Genomic DNA, 14,127 nt, shown 5'->3' on the forward strand with positions numbered 1-14,127 from the left:
GGGGCGGGGCGCCAGCCGGGGGTGGCGAGGAGAGCGGCGGCGGCCTGACGGGCCTCGGGCGTGCCGGTGACAGCGGCCGGACGCAGGGCCTCCGTCAGCACATCGGGGCGCAGCAGCGGTGCCAGCGCCGGGGCGAGGAGTTCCGACTGTCCCGGCGCGGACGGGTAGTTGAGCTCCAGGTTGACCGGAGCCGCGGTCGCGGCCTCGACGAGCGCCCGCTCACCCGGCCCCTCCGGCGCCGCCCGCACGAACGTCCCCCGCCCGGCCTCGCCGACGACCAGACCCCGCCGTACGAGTTCGGCGTACACCCGCCCCGCCGTGGACCCGGCGATCCCGCGCCGCCGCGCGAACACCCGCTGCGGAGGCAGCCGTTCACCCGGTTGTAGCCGTCCGCGGGCGATGTCGTCGGCTATGCGGTCGGCCAGACGCCGGTAGTCGTCCGTCATCCCGTTCACGTGCTCCCCCTGCGCAGACACCTCGGATTGCACCGAGGGCAAAGATCTTATTGCACCGAGGAGTTGAGCCGATCTAGGGTCGTCGTCATGAGCCCCTTCCTCGCATACGAGGACAAAGGCGCCGATACTCCCTCGGCCACGGGTGCGGCCACTCCGGCGCCCCCTCTTGTCCTCGTCCACGGCCACCCCTTCGACAGCACGATGTGGGCCCCGCAGATCGAGGCCTTCTCCACCACCCGCCGGGTCATCGCCCCCGACCTGCGCGGCTACGGCGCCTCCCCGGTCGTCCCCGGCGTCACCCCGCTCGACGTCTTCGCCCGGGACATCGAGGCCCTCCTGGACGAGCTGAAGGTGCAGACCTTCGTACTGGCGGGCCTGTCGATGGGCGGCCAGATCGTCATGGAGTGCTACGCCCGCTTCCCCGACCGCATCCGCGGCCTGGTCCTCGCGGACACCTTCCCGGCACCGGAGACGGCCGACGGCAAACGGGCACGGTCCGCCATGGCCGACCGGCTGCTGCGCGAGGGCATGCGAGGCTACGCCGACGAGGTCCTGGAGAAGATGGTCGCGCCGTACGCCGCCCCCGAGGTCAAGGCCCACGTCCACCGCATGATGACGGCGACGCCCCCCGAGGGCGCCGCAGCGGCCCTGCGCGGCCGCGCCGAACGCCCCGACTACCGCCCCCTCCTGCCCCACGTCACGGTCCCCACCCTGGTCGTCGTGGGCGCCGACGACACCTACACCCCCGTCTCCGACGCGGAGTCGATGCACGCGGCCCTCCCCGACTCGACGCTCCGCGTGATCGAGGGGGCGGCGCACATGCCGAATCTGGAGCGGGTGGGGGAGTTCAACGGGGCGTTGGGGGAGTTTCTGGCCGGCGTGGACGACAGCCGAGACAGAGAGACAGGTACGCGTCGGCTCTAGGAGGCTGCCCGAACGGCGCCAAAGGTCCAGGTGCTCGGCACCGGGACCCTCGTACTTCGCTGCACGCCCGTCCCTTGGGCGCATGTGGTGGCGGACCCGCTCGGCCCGCGCTTGAAGGGGACCGCCACATCAGCGCTTTCTGGCCTTTCGCTGCCTGATTCACTGTTCGCGAGCCCAGCGCAAAGACCCCCAAAGCCGCATCTCACCTGCATCCACTGGCCGAATTCCTACCTGCAACCTTCTGATCCGTAGGATCAGGCAACCTCTCCTGCGGGCGCTACCCTCCTGCTCGAGGTGATCGCTGATGGCTGTGACGATCGGCCTCTGTCTGCCGTCGTTACCGTCAACGTTGCCGTCATCCCTGTCCCCTGAGTGGCAGCGGCGGTCGGTATCGGCGATGTGAGCCGGTGCGCGACCAGCGCCTCGATCACCTGTTGTGTGACCCGCGAACGCGGTACAGGTCTAGGCGGCGCAGCAGCTTGAGCCTCGGATTGCGCAAGCCAGCATGCACAGCGGACGCGAGCCGAGGGCACTGCAGCATGAGGCCGGCGCCTCGATCGACCCGGAGGTCGAACAGCAACCAAGAACCCAACGGCGGTCGACTATTGCCGAGGGATCTTGATCGAGCGCCCCTCTCGCTTACTCGATCAGCACCGCAGCCACGATGTACAGGTACCGAAGCCCTGGAACATTTTTGCCACATACCGACCCCTTGACTGATGGCCAAAAATCTCCATCCAACCCACTCAGCGACGCAGCACCAGTCCAGCATACAGAAACGGACATCTCCTACAGAATTCCGCGAACGGCAACCGGGCGCCTCGCGAAGAGCCTGTTCTGTCACTAGCCTGCGACCTCTTCGCACCCCGCATCCGGCGAAACAAGGACCCCTGAAAGGATTACTTTCGGACGGAACCGCCTGGCCGAAAAGCGAGGATCTTCTTCAAGCGTGATCTTCCTTACGCCGGTAATCCTTTGGTGAATCGGCAATCACCAGTGTTAGCTACACCAAGTCAGCGCCCTGGGATCGCTCATGAGCGGCACTTCAGGCGGAAGTCTCTCAATCCTCACCAGCCAAACAGTGGCGAGGATCTGACAAAGGGGGGAGGAACGATGAAGAAGATCATCAAGAGCATCATTCGCATGGGCGACGCCTGATCCGTCGCGCCTACTGCGCAATCAATATCGGGGTGGTGCACTCATCGTGCACCACCCCGATTTGAAAATGGGCGACCAAGCTGTACGCAAGGCAGCGGGGGGGTGGGGAATGTGAGAGTCGTGGTGGTGGGCCTAGGCGCCATGGGGTCCCGTCATTCCTGTTATCTGAAATCAGTCGGGTGCGAAGTTCTCACCGTGGACTCCAACGGATCGGCGGACGTGCAGCATGTGGCGCACGTGACGGGGCCGGCGTCACGTGACGCTTGGATCGTGGCGACTCCAACCGGTACGCATCTAGAGGTCGTCAATTCGATTCTCCAAAAAAGCCCCTATGCCCGCATTCTCCTGGAGAAACCGGCATGCTCTCCTGAAGAGCTGCCGGAGCTCATGGCGACACTCCAGAAGTTTCCCGGGTCGCGCGTGGTCGTGAACGATATCTACGCCCACAGCCCGGTGGTCGAGACTTTCTCTCAGGACCTTCGGAGGATATCGCAGCACGATTCAATTGACAGGATCACTATCGAGTTCACGAAGAACCGTCGCCAGGACGTTGATAATGGGCGCTTCGTGGACCTTCAGTACGGTGAAGTAGGCTACGAGTGGTTTCACATGCTCTCCTTACTCAGAGCGGTGCTGCCTCCAGATGCTTACGAGAAATATCTTCGAACCAATCCAAGCATCGTCACCCGCGAGATGCGCGTGACAACGTTCGCGGCCGGGCTTCCGAAGGTTGAGCTCTACGCGTCGACAGACGGCCGCATCGGCTTCCCGGAATTAGCCAAGTACGGGTATTCATCGGGGTCCACACGGGATCAGATATCCACTCGAAATATTCCCTACGGGTCCTCACTGCGTTACCGGTTCGTCAACGTACGATTCATATCTGGCGCCCATAAAACTCTCGTCTTTGAACCCCACTTCAACACGCGGTCAGATTACAAGAACATCCATGCCATTTACACGGGGAGCCCGTCGGGCAGATCGGCCAGCGAGGTAACAGGAAACCAGCTGGAGATCTCACTGAAGAAACAGCTGGACATTCTGATCAGCTCACGCCCCGGCTATACCGAGATCCGCCTACCAGAACACCAAAACATGGCGAACCTTGTCGGCATGTTAGACGGAGTAACGAGTTCAAAATATCCGAACCAGATCGTCAAGGACTGCCATGCATCCCGCGTTTGAATCGTTGTTTGCGCAACCTACCGAGCGGATTCGGAAATCGGTGGAAGACCTGCAGAAGAGCTATCCCTCTCTCCAGTTCGACACCGAACGCGATGATCTCGACAAGTCCGAGGCGCCGTTCATCAGAGAAATGCTGAAGGATTTCGTCGACTATCTGAACGGCGCGAAACGCTCCTTCGAATGGGGAAGCGACGAGAACCAACGGATCTCCAGTCATCCCGTCTATCAGCATGAAGCTTATAAGACCGACTCGTTCGAGTCTCTACCGACGCTAAATCGCGCGACTTTGCGGACATACCGGGAGCCCTTCAACTACGAAGTCACGGAAGGGATGACCGTATACGCTGACCAGACCTCGGGTACGTCCGGAGCACCACTGTCGGTGTATTACAGCCAAAAATTCATGGCACAGTATCTCCACTTGAACATGATCAAGGTGGCCCTACTCGCCGGCTTCACGTCACTCGGCCGACGTCCCGTGTTCTCGCTGCGGGTCACAGATAACAAGGCGTACCAGGGCGGAATCGTCGTTTCTGACCCAATGGAGCTCGTGGGACTGAGCCTCATTTGGCACCTTGATGTCAACGACAGTGCATCGTTCGATCGGTTTACCCGCATGCTTGCCGACCTCGACCCAGAGGTATTGGTCGCAAAGCCAAACCTCTACAGGATCCTGCTCGAGCGTTGGAAGCAGCACGAAACCACGCCTCCGAGCCGGCCGGTGTTCACCGTCTCCGGTGGAGCAATGTTGCCGGACGATCTCAGAGGGGATGTTTCCACATTCTTCGGCTGCCGCATGGTCAGTGCCTATGCAATCAGCGAGGCGGGCTATCTGGGCTCGGAGTGTGAAGAGTTGAGCATCCACCTGGACGAGTCAGCTCATGACCGGTTCGAATGTGTACCCCTTGAGGGCGGGGCCGACGGTGACCCAGCTGCAGGAGAGCTTGCCGTCACCTCCACGCTGAACGACTGTATGCCGCTCGTTCGCTACCGGGTCGGGGACGTGGTCGACTTCGCACGCGACATCTGCGCATGTGGCCTGTCAGGCCCCTTCCTCCGCAAGCTTCAGGGTCGTACCACGATCGTCTTCGATTTAGGCGACGGACACATGCTCTCGCCAACCCGGTACATGGATATCTTCAAGGAGATACCCGAACTCGCGGAGTACCAGTTGACGCAGACTCGGCGGCGTGCCTTCCACATCGCAATCGAGCTGCGGGAGGGGCTGAACCGCGAGGAGCATAAACAGAGCGCCCTGCGTGTGCGCGACGCCATTTCCACGGGCATGCCCGTGGATGTGGAACTCAGCTGGGAGGAGCGCTCCTTCGATAGTGAGGGAGCGAAATTCGCACGATTCCGAAGTGAGGTAGTGGCATGAATGCTGTCGTCCTGGATGACTATCGGGCATTGCTGAGGATTACCCCCGACATGCTTGCGGCCATCGGGATGGAACCGGAGACCGCCAAGAAGATCTTCGTCGAGCTACTGCACCACGACGCGGAGGCTGGCAATGAGTTTGCTCGGGCCTGCCAGTTCGAATCACCGTACGGAGAGAGCTGGATACATCAGGCTTACGGCGAACGCCCGTATCTCTCACTGGACCTGGCACACGAGCTTTTCGAACCCAGTCGGCTTCGTTCCCTCCTAGCGGGCATCGTGCTGTCGGATTCGGTCATGATCCCCTACGACTACCGAGCGTTCGCTGCCGAGCAGCTTGCTGCGCTCGGTCCTGGTCAGTACCTGCCCGACCTTCAGCGCGTCGCCGAGGAAACGCAGCCGTTGCCTGTCCGGTCCCTTGCCACCAAGATCCGGACGCGATCGGACGGCATCGACCACCTCTTTGACATCCCCGAGTCCGTGGATGGACGACTGCGCCTCCTTATGGATGCCAGCGCTGCCAAGACCCGGGAAACTCAAGCAGTGCTGGCACGCCGGATCATCCATGGACCTGACGCCTCGTCGGCGGGGCCTGCGCCAGAGGAAGCTCTACGGGGCGCCCTGGTGTCGCCTGAGGTAGACCAGTTCGTCACGGAAGACGTCGGCACGTCGTTCATCTTGCCAGCCGACTACCTCATGGTGTGGGACCAGGAGCTCGCCGAACCCGCCCCCGGATCGGAACCCCTCACGCTGGCAGAGATCCTGCGTATCTGCCTCATGAGCCCGGAATTCAAGTTGCCGGATATACGAGTGCGCCCTGTACTCCTCGGCTTCTACCGGTCTGCGCTGCGCATCAGCGGCCGTTCCATCATTGGCCTCAGCGGCGGTGTCTTCTACGTTGAGCACGGGGCGGATGCCAGTCCCTCGTACTTCTACATGGGACGCGACGCCGTGATCGGCAAGGGCTGCACGATCGACTGTGTAGGCGGCGCAGTCCTTCAGCAGGGTTCCTTCCTGGGAGGTGGGTTCATGCCCATCCTGATCCATACACATAAGCACATCCGCAACGCGGGCGAACCTGGAATCGCCGAGCGCAAGCGCGTCCAGCCGGCCGTGTTCATGGCTATGGCTGGCGCACGGCTCCCGATGGCTGCCATTGGGATCTTCGAAACTGCGGACTTCACACAAGCCGAGACGCCCTACGAGGGAATCCGGGCCATCGCGCCGATCAAGCAGGGGGAGCAGAGGTGAGCAACACCCCGACGCATGCACCAACCGGATTCACCCATGAAACTTGGGAGACATTCCGGCGCGACGGGTTTCTTGTCATCGAGGACGCTCTCGACAAGGATCAAGTTGCCGCTCTGGTGGCCGCCGTCAATAAGCAGGAAAAGCCCAGGGACTGGAACATCGTCGCTGTGGACTCACACTTCACCGAGATGATCGACTCCCCCTCGCACATCGGATACGCATACGACGTGTACGGGGAGATGCTGAAGCTTCTGCGCAGCGAGTACTTCAGGCGGGAACCCGGTCAGGAGATCCGAAACAAGTGGCACTTCGACGGGCCTCGCTCGACTCCCTTTGAAGTCTTCAGTCCGAGAGCCCCGTTGCGGATCAAGGTTGGCTACTGGCTCACTCCGCTGGGACACGAGGACATGGGTAATCTCGTATACATCCCAGGCAGTCACCGCTGGCCGCACCTCCCGCAATACCACACCCATGAGTCCCATCCCCAGGAGCGTCAGATCATCGTGCCCCCTGGTGCCATGACGCTGATGTGGAGCGGACTGTGGCACCGCGTGGCGCCCAACCGGAGTGAATTCACCCGGCTCAACCTGTTCTTCGAGTACGGCCCGAGCTGGATCGTGTCGAGCGATCGTGGTCGGTCGGATCCCGACTGGCTGTCGGGGCTCAGCCGGGCTCGGCGAATCCTCATGCGGGACTATGACGAGCCCAACGACTGGATCCGACTTCCGGCAGAGGACGTGCCCCTCTACACTCTGCGGCCCGGCGAGTCGGATCTCGAAGCCGGCCAGTACGGTGACCACGTCCCGCCACAGCTCCGCAAGCGGAGTACCTGGCTCGAACGGAACGGCATGCTCTGATGGCACTTCTGGACGTGTCCGGCCTTTGGTACCGGTATCCGCGCAGCAGTGACGGCGAGGACGGCGTCCTGCGTGGTGCCGATGCACACATCGAAGAGGGGGAGTCGGTCGGCATAGTCGGGCGCAACGGCTCGGGAAAGAGTACGTTGCTGAAGGTGCTGGCGAATCTTCTCCAGCCGACCTCCGGTGAGCTCCGCTTTCACGGGCGTCCGGTCAAGCCGAACGACCATGAGTACCGATCGGCCCTCAACTACTGCGCCGGTGCGCCCCAGGGCTTCTATCCACGGTTGACCGCGACCGAGAACGTCCGCTTCTTCTCCGGCATGAAGGGGCGCATGCTCAGCTCGACAGAAGCTGTAGAACTGCTCGAGCGCGTGGTGCTGGCCAAGAGCGCCGATGTGAAGTACGCGAAATTCTCGCTTGGCATGCGGCAGCGGCTGCACCTCGCTTGCCTGCTGCTGGAACCCAGTGCGGTGTGGATACTCGACGAACCCACCACTGGGCTGGACCGCGAGGGTGTGCAGATGTTGGAAGGGATACTGGCCGAGGCTCACGATAAGACCCGGATCATCGTGAGCCACGATGCGGACTTCCTCTCCCGGGTCACCACACGCACCCTGGCTCTGGAGGAGGGAGTGCTGACATGCTCCGTTTCTTCCTCTTCCTGATCCGCGTGCAGTGGATCGACCGGCTCGCGACGTCGTCGTTCCTCATCGGAATCACCGTCCAAACCGCACTGCTCACCCTCGCGCTCTATAGAGTGGCCGACGACGCTGAGCACGCCCTGGTGCTCGCCACACGGGCGTCCATGCTCACGTGTACGGCCATCGTCCTCCTGTCGGCAATGTCCAACATCCAGAACGAGTTCCGGTACGGCACCATTGAGCGCGTCCTGCTTGGCAAGGTGCCCTTCGAAGGGCTGCTCGGTGTCCGCTCGGCCGCCTCTGCGATCGTCGCCTCACCAGCGATCATCGTCCCATTCATAGGTGCCGCCGTGCGATATCCCGGGCTCGTGGCCGGGCACACCATGGTGCTTGTCATTATGGTCTACATCTTCCTTGGCACCCTCTGTTTCCAATCAACACTTCTTCTCTGCCAGTTCCGTAACCCATCAGCGATGGTTCCCTGGGTGAGGATGGCTCTGCTCTTTCTCGGCCTTTCTGTCATCCCGTTCGAGGGTTCACGCTTCGTGTCGTACTTCTTCCCAACCGGATGGATTCTCAGCTTCGCTCATGACACCGACGCCGGATCACTGGTGACCAACTTCGTTGTCTTCATAGGTGTCGTCACTGTGTGGACTGGCGGGGCTTGGCTGGGGCTGCGGCGCCGGTCGCATCGCCTCATCGAGATCAACCTCACGGACGGGGTCGAAGCCTCGTGACCACGTGGACGATGGCAGAGCTCGTCCTCCGCAACCGCATCAGGCGGGAAGGTGTCAGTCAGTTCCTTCTCCGGGTCAGTGTGCTGGCACTTCTGAATATCCTGCTTCTGTCAGCCCTGTTCACGACAGCGTCTGGGAGTTCGTTCGAATTCGATACGGTCGCCCGGCAGTACGGCTACTTTGTTCCCTTGCTTGTGCTATCCGCAGCAGTCGGCTCATGGGAGATCGAACTTTTCGCCGGCATTGGCGAGTCGTACCTGCAGCACCCGAAGTGGATGTGGCCCACACGCCTGCTCGTCACTTTGGTCGAGTGCCTTGTACCGGTCGCCTTCTTCGCGGTCATCACAGTAACAGCAGGCGGGCCGGACGTGCTTGCGCATCTATTCACCATGGCCCTCATGGCGGTTTCGTTTGGGATGCTTGGAACCTCACTGGGCTTCTGCATCGGATTCCGCCACGAGAAAGCAGTCAACAACTTCGTGAATCTCGCCCCCTGGCTGCTTGGTTTCGGTCCCGGGCCGTACTTCGGGAACGACGCGTTCGGCCTCTCCGTTATCTTTCCGGGTGGTCATTCCAACAGCGGGGAATTCGGTTACGAGTGGATCAAGGAAGCACTAGTGGTGGTGCTCGCCATCGTTCTCTTCCGCTTGGGCAGCCGGGCACGGAAGCGCCGCTTCTTCTCCAGGTGACGAAGTGGGCGGTTGCGTCCATGGAGATGGTGTACGGGTTCGACCTGATCCGGGGGTTTGCTCCGGCGTCGGGATGATGCCCGCATAGATGAACGGCCACCGGCTGATCTTCGAGGTGTCGAAGCCCGAAGGAGATCAGCACGATGACCGCACCCGACAGTCTGCCCCTGCACGCCCTTGCCGAGGACAACCTCGCTGCGGCGAGTCCCGATCTGCTGCGAGCGATGGTCAAGACGTTCGCCGACGCCCTCATGTCCGCCGAGGCGAATGCCCTCTGCAATGCCGAATACGGCCAGGTCAGCGAGGAGAGAGTCAATCACCGCAACGGTTATCGCCCGCGCGAGTGGGACACGAGGGCCGGCACCGTTGAACTGGCCATCCCCAAGCTCAGGAGCGGGAGTTACTTCCCACACTGGCTGCTCGAACGACGCCGCCGGGCCGAGCAGGCCCTTATCTCGGTGGTCGCCACCGCCTACCTTCTCGGCGTGTCCACCCGCCGTGTCGAGAAGCTCGCCGAGTCCATGGGTGTCACTCAGCTGTCGAAGTCCCAGGTCAGTGCGATGGCCCGGCACCTGGACGAGCAGGTCTCAGCCTTCCGCAACCGGCCCCTGGACCAAGGGCCTTATGCGTTCGTCTGGGTGGACGCACTGACCCAGAAGGTCCGAGAGGGCGGCCGGATCATCAACGTCCACGCGCTGATCGCGGTCGGCGTCAATGCCGACGGACACCGCGAGATCCTCGGCCTGGACGTGGCCACCGCCGAGGACGGAGCCGGCTGGCTGGCCTTCCTGCGCTCACTGATCGCCCGCGGCCTGTCCGGCGTCCAGCTGGTCATCTCCGACGCCCACGCCGGCCTGGTCGATGCCATCGGCGCGGTTCTGCCCGGCGCCTCCTGGCAGCGCTGCCGCACGCACTACGCCCGCAACCTGCTCAGCCAGGTTCCGAAAACGGCCCAGCCCTGGGTGGCGACACTGCTGCGGACCATCTTCGAACAGCCCGACACCGACGCGGTGAAGGCCCAGATGCGGCACGTCCTGGATGCGCTGGAGGCGAAGTTCCCCAAAGCGGCTGAGCACTTCGATGCCGCTCGGCACGATGTGCTGGCCTTCACCGCCTTCCCGCGCGAGATCTGGCGACAGATCTGGTCGAACAATCCGCAAGAGCGACTCAACAAAGAGGTCAGGCGTCGCACCGACGTGGTCGGCATCTTCCCCGACCGCACCGCCGTCATCCGGCTCGTCGGCGCGGTGCTGGCCGAACAGAACGACGAGTGGACTGAAGCCCGTCGCTACATGGGGCTCGACCTGCTTGCCAAGGCCCGCCTCCACCCGATCGAGTCAGAAACCGACGAGCCCGACCTGTCCACCGAACTCACCGCATAGCCTCAAAACGAGATCACCGAGTGGCCGTCGATACACCACTCCAGCGGACGTGACCAAGTGGGCAAGGCCCTGAGCTGAGCCCGTCCGTCCGTGTGCCGTCCTTCCTACGCACCTCCTCCAGCGTTCGCGTGCTTGGACCGCTCGGCCACGAACGCCCCCAGTCCGACCTCGGCTCCGATGAGCCGCCAGGTCTGAACTGGGCGAGTGCCTTTCCGCTGTCGAATTCGGACGGCGTCCCCGGACGGCACGTCAGCCGGACGCCGCCTCTCTTGTCCTCCGGACTGGCAACGGTTCAGTCGGTTGTTGGCCGTGGTTGGTCATCTTGTCCCTCGTCTGGGTGAAGAGGATCGGTTTCCGAGGCCTCAGGCTTGCTAGGAACGCATGATCGGTGACAGCAACTGAGTTCGTTGTGATCAGGCGGGAGAGTGGTTGCGGGTGGCGCGCAGGCGGGGCAGGAAGCGCGAGTTGCGTACGATCGCGGCTCCCTTCACAGTTGCCGCCCCCGGCGGTGCTCGGATTCGAGACCGACTGCGCCTGACCCCGGATGACGAGAAGGTTCTGCGGGAAGTCGGCGAGCACCTGGGCCGCCATCAGCGGGCTGATCTCGCCGAGCGGGTCCGTGCTGGCAAGGTCAAAGCAAAGGACACCCGGCGGGCCGCACGGAAGAAGGCACTGACAGCGGCATCCTCGTCACGGTGGGCAGGGGCCATAACCCGCGTCAGTGAGGACCAGTACCAGCTCTCCCTGCGGTGCCTGTACGACACGCGGGCATCCCTGCGCCGTGCCGTTCGGACTGTCACACGGCGTCTGGCGGCGCCGTGCGGGCAGCGCAACGGCAAGGTGCGCGGCTACCGGGACCAAGCCGAACGCTTCGAGAAACAGCGGCGGTTGCAGGTTCTCAAGGCTCGGCTCGCTGCCGTGGAGCAGCGCATCGAGCAGGGTCGGCCGAGCATTGTGGCCGGCGGCAAGCGACTGGCGAAGACACGGCACAACCTGACCGATGCTCAGCTCACCGAGTCCGAGTGGAGGCAGCGGTGGGACGCCGAACGGTTTTTCTTGACCGCCGACGGCGAGTCCGGTGCGCCGTATGGCAACTACACCATCAACGTCGACCCGGACGACGGCTCGGTGACGCTCGTACTGCCGGAACCTTCGCGGCACTTGGCGAACGCGCCACGTGGGCGGTACAAGCTGTCCTGCACTGTGCGGTTCTCTCATCGCCGCGAGGAATGGCTGGACCGCGTCTGCGCGCATCGTGCAGTGCGGTACGACATCGTGTGCGATCCCGTACGTGGCCGCTGGTACCTCGATGCGTCCTGGTCGGCGGACAACGCGGTCCTCCCGTCCCCGGAGGAGATCAACGCGTTCGGTGACAAGACGCTCGGCGTCGACCTGAACGCCGACCACCTGGCCGCCTACGTACTCGATCCGCACGGCAACCCTGTCGGCGATCCGATCACCATCCCCCTCGGTCTGACCGGGACTGCCTCGCGACGGGACGGCCGGCTGCGGGCAGCGATCACCGAACTCCTGGCCATTGCCGAGCAGCACGACTGCGCCGGTGTGGTGATCGAGGACCTGGGATTCGACGGCGCCCGCGCGACCGGCCGGGAGACCATGGGCCGAGGCGTGCGGGGCAAGAAGTTCCGTCGTATCGTCGCGGGCATCCCCACCGCACGTTTCCATGAGCGGTTGCGCGGCATGGCCTTCCACGCTGGACTCGTCGTCATCGCCGTGGATCCGGCGTACACCAGTATCTGGGGCGAGAAGCACTGGAAGGCCCCCCTTCAGCCGCAGGCGAAGACTTCCGTCACGCGGCACCACGGTGCTGCAGTGGCGATCGGCAGGCGCGGCCTCGGGCACAGGATCCGGCGTCGGCCAGGTGTGACCGCACCCCACCGGAGGATGGGCGCGCGGAGAGCTACCGGCCAGACCGTTTCCGTCCCGAAGCCACGCGGGGCCGTGAGCCCACCCAGGACAGCGGGCACGCCAATCGGAGGCGGCAAGACCCGACTGTGCCGAGGTGATCAGCTCACGCTGTTCCCCGACCCTCAAGACCGTTCGGAGGGTCACCGGGCTACCTGTCCGGATTATGGCGAGTCGGCCAACACTGGCCAACTGCGCCAGGAACGGTGCTGACCTCGAACGTCGAGTTCGGGCACGCCACCGACGCACTCCATGGCCATGCCCGGCGCCGTCGCCGACGTACGCGGACATGCCGTACGGATCCAGCTCGCGCACCCCATGCCCCCGCTGCCCGGGCACGTCGACCTGTGGCGCCGGGAGCTCGGCGAGCTGCGGGACTTCGCCGCCACCGACAGGCGCACGCCCCTCGTCGTCGCCGGGGACCTGGGGGTACCTCCCACGCCCTTAAGGCAGTGGGGGAGCCTCCCAGGACCACGCCGCCTTCCGCCGCATCCTCGACGCCGGTCTGCGCGACGCCGCCCGCCTCACCGGCCACGACCGCACGCCCAGCTGGCCGGCCCGCACCACCCCCGCCCTCGGCGCGCAGATCGACCACGTCCTGCTCTCCGCCGACCTCTCCGCCCGCACCGCCCGCTTCCTCGACCTGGCGGACACCGACCACCGTGCCCTGCTCGTCGATGTCACGCTTCACCAGCGGGGATGAGGTCTACGACGGGCTGAACGAGGGTGCTCATAATGGGCGCATGTCCCGCGAGTTCCCCATCGGCCTCACCCCTCCCGACTGGCTGGTGCGGAACCTCAGGGCCCAGCCGGCCCCCGTGAACCGGCCCGCCGTGCTCCGCGCCGCCATCGCCCTCGCCCTCCCGCTGGCCATCGGGCTGGCCGTCGACCGCCCCTTCTACGGCGCCCTCGCCTCGATGGGCGCCCTCAACGGCGTCATCAGCGACACCGCCGCCGCCTACCGCGTCCGCATCCCCACCATCGCGATCCCCCAGCTCTTCGGCGCCGTCGGCATCACCGTCGGTGCCGCGGTGTACGGCCACGGCTGGGTCGCCGTCGCCGCCGTCACCGGCGTCGCGCTGGTCTCCGGGATGATCTCGACGATCGGCGCGGTCGCCTCCGCTGCGGGCCTGGTGCTGCTGCTGACCAGCGTGGTCGGCGCGGGCCTTCCGATGCCGGGCGCCTGGTGGCTGGCGCCGCTGCTGATGTCCGGCGGCGGCCTGCTCGTCCTGCTCCTCGCCCTGCTCGCCTGGCCGCTCAGGTCAGGGGTGCCGGAACGGGCGGCGGTCGCGGACACCTACCGCAAGGTCGCCGACCTGCTGGCGGCCGGAGGGCAGAGCGGCACCGGCAGCACCCTGGCGTACGACGACGCCCGGCACGCCGTCACCCAGTCCCTGAACCAGTCGTACGACATCATCCTCGCCCACCGCGCCCGCCATCACGGCCGCAGCCCCGAACTCACCCGGCTGCTGGCCCAGTTGAACGCCATCACCCCGGTCGTCGAGGCCGCCCCCGCCGCCCGCCTCAGCGGCCGCCCCCTCC

At 64.4% G+C, this 14,127-nt stretch carries 12 protein-coding genes and 1 pseudogene; 12 read left to right on the plus strand and 1 reads right to left on the minus strand.

Features of this window, described 5'->3' with window-relative positions; translation table 11 throughout:
- On the minus strand, positions 1–446 hold a 446-nt coding region (locus tag L0P92_RS33640), incomplete at its 3' end, for a GntR family transcriptional regulator (protein ID WP_234766849.1).
- A gap of 96 nt (positions 447–542) precedes the next feature.
- On the opposite strand from L0P92_RS33640, the gene L0P92_RS33645 reads away from it, so the two are divergent.
- The 12 genes and pseudogenes from L0P92_RS33645 to L0P92_RS33700 form a co-directional block, all read left to right on the plus strand.
- Positions 543–1,379, plus strand: a complete 837-nt coding sequence (locus tag L0P92_RS33645) for an alpha/beta fold hydrolase (RefSeq protein WP_234766840.1) — start codon at positions 543–545, stop codon at positions 1,377–1,379.
- Between the two features lie 1,281 nt (positions 1,380–2,660).
- Positions 2,661–3,722 (plus strand): Gfo/Idh/MocA family oxidoreductase, encoded by a 1,062-nt coding sequence (locus L0P92_RS33650; RefSeq protein ID WP_372497371.1) that lies wholly within the window; start codon positions 2,661–2,663, stop codon positions 3,720–3,722.
- Complete coding sequence (locus L0P92_RS33655) at positions 3,706–5,100, plus strand: phenylacetate--CoA ligase family protein (protein WP_234766841.1); 1,395 nt, start codon at positions 3,706–3,708, stop codon at positions 5,098–5,100. The genes L0P92_RS33650 and L0P92_RS33655 overlap by 17 nt, the downstream gene beginning before the upstream one ends.
- Complete coding sequence (locus L0P92_RS33660) at positions 5,097–6,350, plus strand: hypothetical protein (RefSeq protein WP_234766842.1); 1,254 nt, start codon at positions 5,097–5,099, stop codon at positions 6,348–6,350. Before L0P92_RS33655 ends, L0P92_RS33660 begins: the two co-directional genes overlap by 4 nt.
- Positions 6,347–7,207, plus strand: a complete 861-nt coding sequence (locus L0P92_RS33665) for a phytanoyl-CoA dioxygenase family protein (protein ID WP_234766843.1) — start codon at positions 6,347–6,349, stop codon at positions 7,205–7,207. Before L0P92_RS33660 ends, L0P92_RS33665 begins: the two co-directional genes overlap by 4 nt.
- Positions 7,207–7,875 carry a heme ABC exporter ATP-binding protein CcmA gene (gene ccmA, locus L0P92_RS33670; protein WP_234766844.1) on the plus strand — a complete coding sequence of 223 codons (669 nt, stop codon included), beginning with the start codon at positions 7,207–7,209 and terminating at the stop codon, positions 7,873–7,875. The genes L0P92_RS33665 and ccmA overlap by 1 nt, the downstream gene beginning before the upstream one ends.
- Complete coding sequence (locus tag L0P92_RS33675; RefSeq protein WP_234766845.1) at positions 7,851–8,588, plus strand: hypothetical protein; 738 nt, start codon at positions 7,851–7,853, stop codon at positions 8,586–8,588. Before ccmA ends, L0P92_RS33675 begins: the two co-directional genes overlap by 25 nt.
- Before the next feature lie 11 nt (positions 8,589–8,599).
- Positions 8,600–9,277, plus strand: coding sequence for a hypothetical protein (locus L0P92_RS33680; protein WP_234766846.1), 678 nt, complete (start codon positions 8,600–8,602; stop codon positions 9,275–9,277).
- A gap of 143 nt (positions 9,278–9,420) precedes the next feature.
- Positions 9,421–10,659 carry an IS256 family transposase gene (locus tag L0P92_RS33685; protein ID WP_234766847.1) on the plus strand — a complete coding sequence of 413 codons (1,239 nt, stop codon included), beginning with the start codon at positions 9,421–9,423 and terminating at the stop codon, positions 10,657–10,659.
- 465 nt (positions 10,660–11,124) lie between these two features.
- Positions 11,125–12,798: a hypothetical protein gene (locus L0P92_RS33690; RefSeq protein WP_234766848.1), complete on the plus strand. Its 1,674-nt coding sequence runs from the start codon at positions 11,125–11,127 to the stop codon at positions 12,796–12,798.
- A 30-nt stretch (positions 12,799–12,828) separates the two neighbouring features.
- A pseudogene (locus L0P92_RS33695) lies at positions 12,829–13,288 on the plus strand (endonuclease/exonuclease/phosphatase family protein); the annotation flags it as partial.
- 40 nt (positions 13,289–13,328) lie between these two features.
- Positions 13,329–14,127 (plus strand): FUSC family membrane protein (locus L0P92_RS33700; protein ID WP_273634133.1); only part of this gene is annotated, 799 nt, incomplete at its 3' end.

This window comes from Streptomyces muensis (genome assembly GCF_021474425.1).
In the GTDB taxonomy this organism is placed as follows: domain Bacteria; phylum Actinomycetota; class Actinomycetes; order Streptomycetales; family Streptomycetaceae; genus Streptomyces; species Streptomyces muensis.